This window comes from Kribbella koreensis (genome assembly GCF_039525325.1).
Classification (GTDB): Bacteria; Actinomycetota; Actinomycetes; order Propionibacteriales; family Kribbellaceae; genus Kribbella; species Kribbella koreensis.
In genome coordinates this window covers 47,756-60,357 of sequence record NZ_BAAAHK010000002.1, presented here as the reverse complement: position 1 = coordinate 60,357, position 12,602 = coordinate 47,756, and the positions used below count along the sequence as shown (strand labels likewise).

The 12,602-nt window shown below is 64.3% G+C and carries 8 protein-coding genes; 2 read left to right on the top strand and 6 right to left on the bottom strand.

Features of this window, described 5'->3' with window-relative positions; genetic code table 11:
• Positions 1 to 70: 70 nt before the first annotated feature.
• Positions 71 to 835, top strand: a complete 765-nt coding sequence (locus ABD116_RS02515; RefSeq protein WP_343964336.1) for an endonuclease/exonuclease/phosphatase family protein — start codon at positions 71 to 73, stop codon at positions 833 to 835.
• On the opposite strand, the gene ABD116_RS02510 is transcribed toward ABD116_RS02515, so the two are convergent.
• From ABD116_RS02510 to ABD116_RS02485, 6 genes are all read right to left on the bottom strand, one after another.
• Positions 807 to 5,633, bottom strand: a complete 4,827-nt coding sequence (locus ABD116_RS02510; RefSeq protein WP_343964334.1) for an Ig-like domain repeat protein — start codon at positions 5,631 to 5,633, stop codon at positions 807 to 809. The genes ABD116_RS02515 and ABD116_RS02510 overlap by 29 nt on opposite strands.
• Before the next feature lie 18 nt (positions 5,634 to 5,651).
• A complete protein-coding gene (locus ABD116_RS02505) occupies positions 5,652 to 6,398 on the bottom strand; it encodes a cobalt transporter (RefSeq protein WP_343964332.1) in 747 nt (248 codons plus the stop codon).
• Complete coding sequence (locus ABD116_RS02500) at positions 6,395 to 7,177, bottom strand: hypothetical protein (RefSeq protein ID WP_343964330.1); 783 nt, start codon at positions 7,175 to 7,177, stop codon at positions 6,395 to 6,397. The genes ABD116_RS02505 and ABD116_RS02500 overlap by 4 nt, the downstream gene beginning before the upstream one ends.
• Positions 7,178 to 7,368: 191 nt before the next feature.
• Positions 7,369 to 7,644 (bottom strand): YggT family protein, encoded by a 276-nt coding sequence (locus ABD116_RS02495; protein ID WP_343964328.1) that lies wholly within the window; start codon positions 7,642 to 7,644, stop codon positions 7,369 to 7,371.
• A gap of 88 nt (positions 7,645 to 7,732) precedes the next feature.
• On the bottom strand, positions 7,733 to 8,536 hold the full coding sequence (locus ABD116_RS02490) for an amidohydrolase family protein (protein WP_343964326.1): 804 nt from the start codon (positions 8,534 to 8,536) through the stop codon (positions 7,733 to 7,735).
• 2 nt (positions 8,537 to 8,538) lie between these two features.
• Positions 8,539 to 9,486 (bottom strand): alpha/beta fold hydrolase, encoded by a 948-nt coding sequence (locus tag ABD116_RS02485; RefSeq protein WP_343964324.1) that lies wholly within the window; start codon positions 9,484 to 9,486, stop codon positions 8,539 to 8,541.
• Between the two features lie 2,141 nt (positions 9,487 to 11,627).
• Here ABD116_RS02485 and ABD116_RS02480 point away from each other — a divergent pair.
• A complete protein-coding gene (locus ABD116_RS02480) occupies positions 11,628 to 12,593 on the top strand; it encodes an Ldh family oxidoreductase (protein WP_343964322.1) in 966 nt (321 codons plus the stop codon).
• The last annotated feature ends 9 nt before the right edge of the window (positions 12,594 to 12,602 follow it).

The following is a 12,602-nucleotide window of genomic DNA, read 5'->3' as shown; positions in this document are numbered from 1 at the left end:
GTTTCTCCTGTCGATACTTCGGGCGGGGAAAGACCCAGGTACCCGTCGCGAACCCTCCACTAACGGACCCTTGGGTATCGCTTCGATCAACACTCGCGGGATACCGGTCAGAGGCTCCCAGCTCAAGCTCCGGTACGCCGAGATCGCGCGCGCCTTCGAGGCGTCGACGACACACGTCGTCAACTTCCAGGAGGTCCTGACCTACTACCACCTGCGCCGGCTCGCGGCCGGCCTGCCGTCGTTTCGAGCCGCCTACCGCCCGACGCTCGCCGGGCCGGCCGGTGGGGTCGTGACGTTCTCGCGACTGCCGGTGGAGTCCACGCGATATCGGCGGTTGCCGGCGCCTCGGAGTACGGAGCGGTCGTTGCGCTGGCGCGGATTCCTCAAGGGCGCGTTGGTGACTGAAGTCGCCGGCGTATCCGTGGTGAACGTGCACCTGCTCGCCAACACCGACGGCACCTGGTCGGCGTCGAACAGGTTTCATCCGATCCATCGCGCTCAACTGACCACGCTCGCGCAGCTGATCGCTGAGCTTCCGCAGCCCTGCGTCGTGACGGGCGACTTCAACATCCCGCGCCACAAGCCTTTGGTACAAGAGTTTCTGGCCACCACGCAGCTCACCGACGTGTTCGGCGGCGAGTGCCCGCCGACGTTCCAGCAGGCCTATCTGCCGGCCGGGATGCAGTCGCAGTGCATCGACTTCATCCTGACCACAGGGTTGACGACCGAGTCGGCCGAGGTGGTGTTCGAGGAGGAGTCGCCGTCACTCGGCTACCTCTCCGACCACCTCGGCCTGCAGGCTCGGCTCAGCCGACCGGCTTCCAAGGACCGCTAGGCGCGGCGCTCGGCGGCTGGTTGTTGTTGAACCACTTGGCCTCGTACAGCTGGCCCTCGTACAGCACGCGGTCGCCGGTCCGGAACACCCGCGACGCCGTCCAGATCGTCGTACCGTCCTCGGTCATGGCCAGCTCTTCCCAGGCACCGTACGGCGCGCCCGGCTTCTGGTTCTTGCTCGCCCAGGACGCCAGGTAGATCTTGCCGTCGAGGCTGACCCTGGTGCCCGGCTTGTACGAAGCACTGGGGCTCCAGGCCGGCGGCAGGTTCACCGTGGCTGTGACAGCGCCGGTAGCCGCGTCGAGCGAGTCGCTGCCGGAGTACGAGACGGTGAGCGGGTGCGTGCCGGGTGAGAGACCCACTGGCAGCGGGAAGCTCGCAGTACCGGCATTGAGAGTCCCGGTGCCACGTACCTTGTCGCCCTCGCGCAGTTCGACCGTGCCGGTGACCGGTAGGTCATCAGCGGTCACCTTGACTGTCACCTTGGCCGCAGTACCCCAGTCCACCGGAGCAGACGTCGCTGTGACGGTCGCCTCACCCTTGACGGTCCGGAGGACCGCAGGCTGCGCTACCGCAGTACCGGCGTCTGCACTGACCGCCGAGACGATCCACCCGTACGACGTCGCCGGTGCGAGACCCGACCAGGTCACCGAGGCCGTGCCGTTGGCCACTACGTCATCCGACCCGATCTCGGCAGTCGGTACGTACGCAGCGAGCGAGTCCGTCGAGAAGGACGTCTTGCGCGTCGTCAGGTCGACCGGCAGCGTGAGGTTGTCCTCGGCGCCGTTGTAGCGCGGCTTGGTCTGGCTGCCGTCCTGGCGTACGTCGTACTCGGTCGCCCCGAAGTTGCCGAGGAACGGCGAGTACGTGTCGATGTGCAGCTCGGCCCGCTTGACGTCGAACTGCAGCAGCCGCAGGAAGCTCGCGCCGAACTGCAGCCGGTCCGTCGCCTTGTGGTCCGGCTTGCCGTCACCATTGACGTCGATGTTGCCCGCGGCATCGACCAGCTTCGGCCACAGCTCACCGGCCGGGACTGTGTAGAACTGGTAGTCCGCGAGCAGCTCGACGACGTCGTGCGCGACCGTGACGCCGACCTTCGTCTTCAGGTTGGTGCCGACGCCGTGCTCGTGACCGGCCAGCACCAGGAAGACGTTGGGGTTGCTCTCGACGACCTGCTTGTACAGCGGCGACCCGTCCGGTGCGGAGAAGTCGGCGCCGCGGCCGTCGGGGTTCGGTGACGGCTTGAGGTAGTCGTGGGACAGCAGGATGCCGTTGCGATCCTTGTAGCGCTTGAAGATCGAGTCGGCCCACTTGGCCTCGTCGGGCGTCACGCCGTACGAGAGGCCGACGGCGACGAAGTCCAGTCCGCCGGCGGAGTAGAGGACGTAGTTGTTCTGGTTGTCCTTGCCCGGCGTGATGCTGCCGTCGGGGTTCACCCTCTCGTCCCACGCGTGGTATTCGGTACCGGCCGGCCAGGTCTTGGCCAGCGCGTTGTACCGGTCGGCGCTGAACATCTTGCTGAACCGCGAGTCCGGTCCGGTCTCGGCACCCAGCTGGTTGTCGTGGTTGCCGGCGATGACCTGGTTGACCACGCCGTTGTCGTCCAGGATCTTCTGGTAGCTCGACGCGGCCGCGAGCTCTTTGTCGACTTCCGCGTTGAGACCGGGCCGCTGCAGCGAGCCGTCCGGGTTCTTGGCCAGCGGGTCGTAGTAGTCGTTCTCGATGATGTCGCCGGTGTGCGCGGCGTACGCGATCTTGCGGCCGGCCTGGTTGTCCGCGATCCACTGCGTCTCGTTGCGGTACGCCGCCGCCCAGATCGCCTGCTCCTCGGCTGTCTCGACATCCGACGCCTCGCTCTGCCCGTCCCAGTCGTCGTACGTTCCACCGGCGGCACCCTCGGTCAGGTATTGGGTGTCGGTGAAGTGCGCGATCGAGAAGTCATAGGTCGACGGGTCCTCGAAATGGTCCTTGTCGTTCTGCGCCGAGGCATCCCGGGGCGACAGGTCATCGGCGAAGGGGTCCTCGCCAGTGATCAGCACATGCGCCACGTTGCCGTCGCGGTACTGATCGTCCAACTGCGCAGTCAGTACCGTGCTCTGGCCGGTCTTGCCCCGGGAACTGGTCAGCGCGACCCACTTCTGTGTCGCCTTGTCCCAGACGCGGAGTGCCGCGACGCGGGCCGGGTCGATCGTGCCCTCCCATCTGATGGTGGGGGTCTGTGCGGTGGTACCGAGGTTGAGGTCGTAGCGCTGGAAGACCACGTCCCGCGCGGACTGCGTGTCGATCGTCTTGCCGTCGAGCGGCTTGAGCGAGTCGACCTGCACCGATCCGTCGTGGGTGATGTCGAGCGTGGTCGGTACCGCGCTGGCGATGCCTTGGTACCCGTTGGACGGCAGTACGACATCCGCCTTGGTGAAGGTCGCCTTGAGCGCCACCCCGTCCTCGCCGGGGATCTTGGCAGCGAGGGTCGCAGACGGCGCATTGCGGCCGGCGATCGTCGCCTTCAGATCGGTCGGTACGTCCGGGATGCTCGCGCTGGTGAAGTGCACCTGCCTCGTCGCGGTGTTGCCGAGCGAGTCGGTGGCGGTGACCGCGATCGTGTGCGCACCGGCGGGCAGCCCGTGGCCGATCTGATCGCCTTGCTTGACCGCCTTGCCGTCGAGGGTGATGGCCGGCGTACCGACGATTGCCGAAGCGTCCTTGACCTTGACGGTGAGCGCGACGGTCGAGGTCAGCTTCTGACCCTCGGCCGGAACACTGCTGTCGATCTCCGGCGCGGTGTTGTCGACGGAGAAGCGGCGGGTCGAGGTCTTGTCGCCGACGACGGCCTCGAGCGTGTGGGCGCCGTCCGCGATCGTCTTGGTGTCGACGTCGGCGCGCAGGCCTCGCGCTGACGCCGGGATGCCGTCGGCGGCCGTCACGTCGAAGAGGATCGCCTTGTCCAGCACGGAGTTGAAGCTGTTGCCGCAGGTGCCGTCGCCGATGTAGATGGTGACCGGGGTGCCGACCGGGTAGCTCGCCGAGCCGATCGTGACGGTGGTACCGGCGGTCTGCTTGGTCAGCTGGGTCGCCTTGATCGCTGGTGCCTGGAGGTCCAGGTCTCTGATCGTGAAGTCGTCGTAGTTGTCGCAGCCGCCGGCGTTGGCGCTGCCGTGGTCGCTGCCGGCGACGAACTCGATCGTGTTGACGCCCGGCACGAGCCACTCGTTCGGGAAGGCGAGGTCGGCGGTCTCCTTCTCCCAGATGCCGAGCTTGAGCGGGATGCCGTTGATCAGCACGCGGTTGTCGTAGCCGTTGTCGGAACCGTTGCCGCCGATGAACAGCTTCAGGTGGGCGTCGCCACCACTGCCCAGCGTCTCGATCGTGCGCGTCGTCGGCGCATCGGCGATCGTGAAGTGGAACTCGGCCTCCTTGTTCGGGCCGCAAGTGCCATCGCCCAGCGCGAGCGATGCGTCCGTGGTCGGCGTCTTGGTGACCGTCGATCCGGTCGTGGTGACCAGGTACGTCGTACCGGGGGCGACCGTGCCTGCGGTGCTCAGCGCGAGCGCTGCGGAGGTACGGGTGAGCTTGAAGTCGTCGTGGTTCGCACAGGTCGCGCCGGCCGATGTGCCGTTGTAGTCGCCGGTCTTGACCTGGACCGTGTTGTCGCCGGGCTTGAGGAAGCGCTGCGGGAGCTTGAGACTGATCGCTTCCGCGCCATTGACGCCGTAGTCGCCACCGAGGTCGACACGGTTGCCGTTGACCAGCAGATAGTTGTGGTACTTCGCTTCGGCGGAGTTGCCGGCCTCGATCGTGAGGTTGAGGGTTGCAGTCCCCTGGGCCAGGGTCTCCGCGTTCTGGGCCGGCTGGCCGTCGATCGCCAGCGACTCGACCTGGTCCTGGCCGCCGTTCGGGAGGGCGGCGATGATCGGCTGGGTGCTCTTGAGCAGCGCGCCGTCGGCCGGGGTCAGCTCGGCGGCGCCGGCCGGGGAGTTGTTGACCTCGATGCTGACGGTCTGAGCCTTGCCCGACTTGCTGGTCGCCGTGACGGTATGGGTGCCGTTGGCAAGCGTCGTGGTGTCGAGATCCTTGCTCAGGCCGGCTGTGCCGCCCGGTTCCCCGGAGAGTACGAAGGTGAGGTCCTGGGTGAGGAGGTGCTTCGAGCTGCCGCAGGTACCGTCGCCGAAGCTGTAGCTGAACGCGTTCTGCTCGCCGTCGATGACCACGCCGAGCAGGCTCAGGCTGAGGCTCGTCAACGGGAAGTCGTCGTAGTTGGGGCAGCGCGCGCCTTCACCGTTCGGCAGTACTTCGTACCCGACCGCGGCGGTGTTCGTCGTGTCGACCCAGTTCGCGCCGGCGTGGACAGTGACCGTGTTGACGCCGTTCTTCAGCCAGTCGCCTGGCAGGTCGAGCGTGCCTGCGCGACCGCCGGGGATGTCGGGGAAGAAGATGCGGTCGGCGTCGGAGGTGTGGCCGTTGACGGTGATGTAGTTGTGGTACCGGGCCTCGGTGCCGTTGCCGCCCATGTCGAAGCTGAGGTGCGCCGTGCCGGCTGTCTTGTCGGCGTCGAGCAAAGTGTCGTCGATGGTGATCGAGTCGACCGAGTCGTTCTCGGTGGCCGGCTCGGCCTGGACCTTGACCGTGCCTTCCAGCGTTTGGCCGGCGCGCAGGTTGAGGGTCGGGGCGGTAGTACTGGGTGGCGCATCCTCGGCACCTGCGGTGGACGGGACGATCGCGGCACCGGAGCCGGCTATCAGCGCTGTCGCTGCCAGTGCGATCAGGACACGTGTTCGCCGGCCTGGGCGCAGTCGGGGTGTCATGTTTGTTCGGTGTCTCCTTCAGAGGACAGCGGTGAGGTGGAGAGCAGCTAGGACGGTCATGCCTAGTCCGGCGATCGTTAGGCCGGCGGCGGCTAGTACGGGGGCTACGCGGGTGGCGAGGCGTAGTACTGACTGGGTCTGGGCGCCGCGGACGACGACGGTGCTGCCGGCGATGGCGAGCAGCCCTACGCCGAAGAGCACAACGGCCATACCGACGCCGAAGCTGATCACGAGCAGCAGCGCGAAGCCGGCCCGCCCGATGAACAACCCAGCCACCAGCACGAGAAACGCTGCAGGGGAAGGGGTGAGGCCGCCGGAGATCCCCAACATCAGCAGCCCTGGTCGCTTTGCTTCCCCATGCCCATGGCCGTGCCCGTGACCGTGTCCATGTCCGTGGGTCGCGGATCGGAAGTGGCGGCGTGCCAGGTACAGCCCGGTGGCGGAAACCAATATCCCGGCGATCAACTGCAAGGCTGTCGTGAGCTGCTGCATCTGCACCACCTCGGCCAGCGACAGAAAGGTCCAGGCCAAGGCAATGACCAACACAGAAACCGTGTGCATCACAGCCACCGACCCACCCAGCCAGGCAGCGTCCTTGACCTTCCCCTGGGAGCCGACAAGATAGGCGGCCGCAAGACTCTTCCCATGCCCCGGCATCACCGCATGCCCAGCCCCCGCCAGAAACGCCAGCCCAAACGCAACCGGCGGCACCCCAGGCGAGTTGACAAAGTTCTGCAACTGATCGGACATTGCCAGCGCGATCACGCGGCGACCTCCTGCCGCCGCGCACGTACTCGTCGTACTACGACCAGACCTACTGCCGCGACGAGTGCTACTCCCCCGACCACCACCGAAAGCTGGATCGCCGCACTCCGCCCGGCACGCTTTTGTGTGACTGCCGTTCCGCTACCGAACGACCAGTCGTAGGTGTCTTTGTCGGTGGAGTAGACCGTGCGGTCGCCGTTGGGGCCGGTGGCCAGGGTTCGGTAGGCGGGGTTGAGGTCGGTCAGCGTGCGGACGGTGATATCGGCCTTCGCGATCGGCTCCGGACAGGTGAACGCGACGGCGACGCCGGTCTTGGCCAGTTCCTTCGGCGGCTCGACGACCCCGGCGCACTCGTGCCCGTTGGCGCGTACCTTGATCTGCCGCAACAAGTAGGCACTGAACTTCGCCGACGGACCGACCGCCATCGCATCCGCCGGCTCGAAGAAGGCGGCTCCATCGAGCATCACCCGGCTCTGCGGCAGTACCCCGAGCGCGACACCGAGCAGCGTCAGATCGTCAAGCCCGCCGACCTTCCAGCGCACCCGGACCACATCGGCCCGCCCCGCATCGAGGCTGATCGCAGCGGTCTGCGGATCCCCGAACGGATGCGCCTGCGCCGGCGCAGCTGTGACCCCCGCTCCCAACCCAACCGCGGCAAGCACGCCAACGACGGCGAGCGTACGCAGTACCGGCTGGCGCACGTGCGGCCCGCCCAGCTCCCGCCGGACCAGCCGGCCCCGCGCCGGCAGCCGGACTGGGCGCAGCAAATGAAGCACCAACGCCCCCACCCCTCAGCCCCGAGCGCGTCGATCAACGCAACCCCCGGACTTTCCCGCCGCAGCGAAAACACCAATGCGTCTCTTGGTGATCCCCAAGAGACGCATTGGTGAACGATTAACAGCAAGCTTCTAGCGATGGTGAGCAACAAACCCCGAAGGGTGACGGCCTCGCGGCCGAACGAGCGGCGACCTCAGAGGCTGAAGGCGATCGACCGCACGATCAGCGCCGCCACGAACACGATCGTGAACGCCAGATCGAACGCGATCCCGCCCGCGCGCACCGGCCGCACGCGACGCCGTACCGGCTCGAGCACCGGCTCCGTCCAGGCGTGCGTCAACGTCCGCGCCTTCACGGCCCAGGCCGGCCCGCGACCGACCACACCGCCCCAGTCCAGCAACATCCGGGCAATCAGTACCAGCAGAAACGCTGACAACGCGTACCCGACAAGGGCTCCAAGCAAGCTCATGACCAACTCCTTTGTTCCATCCTGCCAGGAACAACGAAGCAGCCAACCCTGAAATGTCCCCCATTCAGACTTCTTAGCTGACTATCAGTTACAGCCCGAAGACCCGTTGGGCGTTGCGGCCGAGGAACAGGTCGGTCGCTTCCTCGTCGAGCTGGAGGCTTGCGAGGTCCTGCAACGCCTTGGCCGGGCTGATCATCGGGTAGTTCGAGCCGAAGAGGACCTTGCGGCGGCCGTGGGCGCGCAGGTACTCGACCAGCGCGGCCGGGTAGCGCTTCGTGGTGTACGCCGAGGTGTCGATGAAGACGTTCTCGTGCTTGGTGGCGACCGCGATCGCCTCGTCCGTCCACGGGTAGCCGAGGTGGCCGCCGACGATCTTCAACTCCGGGAAGTCGAGCGCGACCTGGTCGAGGTAGATCGGGCGGCCGACCTCGGACGGCATCAGCGGACCGGTGTGGCCGATCTGGGTACAGAACGGGACATCAGCTTCGCAACAGGCGACATACACCGGATAGAACCTGCGATCCGTCGGCGGCACCTCCCACAGCCACGGCAGCACCCGGATCCCCTTGAACCCAAGCTCTTCCACGCACCTGCGGATCTCCCTGACCGCCTCCATCGGCTTCCTGATGTCGACCGACCCAACCCCCACCAACCGACCGGCCGCCTGCTCGACAAACCCGGCAACCTCATCGTTGGAGATCATCACGTTCCCCGGCGCAACCCAGGCCGAGATCAGCGACTTGTCAATCCCGGCCTCGTCCATCGCCTCAACCGTCGTTCTGACCGGCTGCTCCTCCAGCGGAATCCCCGGCTGCCACCGCCGCAACGAATCCAGCATCGGATCAGCCAAGTGCCTGGTCGTCGAATGCTGTGCCCAAGCGTCGATGATCATTTCTACTCCTGGTTCTCCAGCGCGATGGTGGTCAGCAGGGTGTTGAACTTCTTGGCTTCTTCGAAGGGCATGAAGTGGGCCGAGTTCTCGAACCAGTGCAGTTGTTTGGACGGTGCTTCGATCGCCTCGAAGTACTCGACCGCCTGCTCGGCGGGGGTGACCTGGTCGTACCGGCCGACGACGAGGTGGACGGGGATCTCGAACCTGCGATTGGTCTGCAGCAGGTCGGTCTCGAAGGTCTCCGGCATCAGGTGCCGGAACGAGAACTCCTGGGCGATGTCCCGGAGCGTACCGAAGTACTCCCGCAGCAGGGCCGGCTCGATCCGCGCGAACAACGCCTCATGACTGCCGTTCACCGTGCCGCCGAAGTACTGGACCCAAGCACGATGGACGACCGCGTTGGCGAACGTCGGCCCTCCGTCGGCAGCCGACTGCTGCATCTCTTGGAGAGCGCTGACGGCCTCGTCGTGCTGCTGCTCGGTCGCCTTCCGCAAAGCGAACTCGTACGCCGTCCGCGCCGCCCGCCGCCCGGACACCAACTGGCCGGCCCCGACGTACGCGTGCACCTTCTCCGGATACTCGCCAGCGATCATCGCGCCAAGCAACGTCCCCCACGAGTGCGCAACCAGATAAACCTTCTTCTGCCCGAACTCCCCGGTCAGCAGCTCAATCAACTCGACCGCGTCGGCAACAAACTGCCGCAACGTCATCGACTCAGCCGGGATCCCAGCGTCGTACGACCGCCCCGCGCCCCGCTGATCCCAATGCGCCACCAGAAAGTGCCGCTCCAGCTCGGAGTTGTACGCCGCAAACAACGGCATCTCAGCCAACCCCGGCCCACCATGCAGCACAAGCAACAACGGATTGCCCGAGTCATCCCCCCGAACAGAAACCTCCTGCCCAAACCCCCCAAGCACCACCCGCCGCCGAAACTCCACTCCCTCAGCCACCCACCGACTCTAACCGGACGCAGGGCGCCAAAAGCCCACTCGCCCGTTTTGAACGCTCCCTCCGTCGCGCGTCTCGCCAGAGCGTCGGCGGCCGACCACACCAGGTAGACACCAAACAACCGAGTTGTCGCCGACCCGCGAGCTCCGCCGAGGAGTCGGCCGAGCCCAGCCCTGTCCACTCCCACCCGGGTCCAGCAGTTCACAGAACCCCCAAGCGAACTGACCCTACGATCGACCTCCAAGGGGGCCTCCTGCAACTCCTCTACATACCCGAATGCTCACTCTCGCGACTAGCCGACCATGGCGAATACGGCTCCGCCCCCTCAACCCCAGGCCAGTCGCAATCCCCACTGGCATACCTTCCGGCGCCGCACGCGTAGTCATCACCGGCAGCACCCGCTAGCCGCCTCCATATACGGCTCCCCCAGTTCACTACGAAATGACCACCCATCAACGGCCAACTGCGGGACTAAGATCTTCGTCTGGACGGTTCTTGCGTTCATCAAGGTCCCCGAATCCGAGGAGTTCGGGGTCGATCCGACCGCGGCGCACTGCAACGTTCCTCGCCGTGCGGCGACGTCCTTAGGAAACACCGACCGTGGCTTCGAGCGGTCGGCCCCCTCCTGCGGCACCAAGAAGTCAGTAGATGACGAAGTCCACGGCTACGCGTTCCAAACACATGGGCGCCGCCTCAGGCGAGACAGCCCAGACATCAACTCGAGCACCAGATCAGCGGACACCTTAACTCAATTGGTCACATCGGGGAACCGAGACCACCAGTTCGGAAAATCCGCGCAATTTGGCGACTGCACACCTCTGAAGATCGTCATCACACAATCCCCATAGCCGAAGAATGCTTGGGTATCAAAGGGTCTCCACATGCCAGGCCGGCCATCGACATGCCACGGTGTCCGGCCAAGGTTCTACCGCCGTAACGAACCGGCAGACAAGTTGCGCGACCGCTGCTGAGCCGCACTCGCAGCCAAGGCCTCATCTCTACACAACAGCCGACCTGTCAGCTACCCTCTGCATGTGCCGCGGCTATCAGGAGGCTCTGCAGAGCACCACCCAGCCATCTTCATTTCGTGCGCCTTCCCTCCCGGAGGCCTGGCACAACTGACGGCACAGATGGCATCCGCTCTCGGCTTTGACCCGATCTTCGCGGACAAAGAAGCCCCCGCAAACCCGCGGGACAAAGTCCTCGAACTGATGCGCCGCTGCCAAGCAACGATTTTCGTCGCCGATCTAGACAAAGAGCCACCGAGTTCATGGCAAAGCGCAGAGCTCGGCTACGCACTGTCACTAAGCCACCATATAGCATTCATATACGCCTCAGCGGGCGAACTGGATACCGATCTTCATTTGCCGGCACGCGACATTGAGCCTCTTCGTTTAACTAAAAACCCCACATCCACCGAAAACCACATCGCCATTGCATCATACTTGTCATCTTTAAAGGATAGCATTCTACGCCACCCTGCACCCGAGCGTAAAGATCTCGCCCCACTACGCTACGACTCAGTTGTGTGGAGTGTCCATGTGGATGCGATGGGCCACTTTAAGTACAATTGCCGCTTCGAATGCGTTGCGCAAGCAGACAATGTCGGCGACCTTGACCACTGGATGAACAGAAACCCGCGCCTACCCGACCCGATCGAACCCAAACCACGTTCGGTCGAACTTATCCCCACTAGCGACCAAGGACGAGTGTTAACCTTGCGGTCGCCTAGTGGCGATGACCGCGTCTTCCGATTTGGATGGGAAATAGATCCACCGCTCAAGTACGGCGACCGACTGTCTTACGTCTATCAAGTCAGCCCGAACAACGGCCCCATAACTAGAGAGTGGTGGAATACAAGGCAATATCCAATCATGCACATGTACAACGTCACCCTACCAATGCACTCGCTACGCATAGCTGTCACGTCGGATCTCGGCGTTGGGTTCTCAGTCGTGGACGCGAAGGCATATGTAGGGCAACGCATGGACAATTGGACAGAGAACAGGCGAGAATCCGCTCGCACACGAGAGGGAATATATCAACTCTTTGCAGGCGACAGCGCAGTGGCAAGTATCGATGTAAATCAGCCTCTAATGGGTCACACTTATGCTCTCGAGTGGGGACCGGACTGGAGTTAGCTATGCGTATACCGACTAGTACACTACATGAAGCGCTTGTTGATCTACTGACATCAGCGGGCGCCGACGTTCCACGTGCGACGGCCGTCGCAGACGAGATAACATATGCCGAGGCTTGCGGCATCAAATCGCATGGTCTTCCCATGCTCGACGCCATGCTCGGACGCGCTATGAACGATGCCGAGCCAACAGTGAAAAAGAACACGGGAACAATAACCACCGTCGTCGGCAACGGTACCCTAGGTCCTTATGCGGCCAAGATCGCCATGGACGCCGCTATAGGCTCTGCTCGCTCTCATGGTCTCGGTATGGCAACCCTGCTTAACGCCTCAACTTTCCTAACTACTGGATATAGCCCGTGGAGGGCGGCCAATGCCGGCCTCATTGGCTTCTGCACATCAGCGGCGGCTGCAAAGGTGGCGCCCTATGGTTCCATTGATCCGATCTTCGGCACAAATCCGCTGGCTATGGGCTTCCCTACTGCTGATGGACCGATCGTCGTAGATATGGCAATTACAAACCTACCCGCAGCCGAAGTCCGCGAAGCCGCCGCAACTGGAGAGTCCCTGCCCGCCGGCGTCGCCATCACACGCGATGGGCAGCCAACTCGGGACCCTAGCGAAGCTCTCGCGGGAGCAATGTTGACTTTCGGCGGCTACAAAGGATCCGCTCTGGCATTCATGATCGAATGCCTGTCTGGTGCACTAATAACTGGCGCCAAATATGGGATTCACGACGCCGACCGCGGCATGCTCTTCCTCGCGATCGACCCAAGTACCTTCGGCGATGGGGAAGCGTTAGCTGAACGAATCGCCGAAGTTGCCAGCAATATCGCAAACTCCAGACCAACTATTGCAGGCGAGTCACCGAGGGCGCCGGGCGTACAGGCCCGTAACAATTGGGAGCGGGCTCAAAGTTTTGGCGTCGAAGTCAGCGAATCTTTTGCATCACGTCTCGGGATCGCATGAGGAGTTACG

Coding starts and splice junctions, on each gene's coding strand:
- ABD116_RS02510 (WP_343964334.1), bottom strand. CDS start 5,633: ATGACACCCCGACTGCGCCCAGGCCGGCGAACACGTGTCCTGATCGCA.
- ABD116_RS02495 (WP_343964328.1), bottom strand. CDS start 7,644: ATGAGCTTGCTTGGAGCCCTTGTCGGGTACGCGTTGTCAGCGTTTCTG.
- ABD116_RS02490 (WP_343964326.1), bottom strand. CDS start 8,536: ATGATCATCGACGCTTGGGCACAGCATTCGACGACCAGGCACTTGGCT.
- ABD116_RS02480 (WP_343964322.1), top strand. CDS start 11,628: ATGCGTATACCGACTAGTACACTACATGAAGCGCTTGTTGATCTACTG.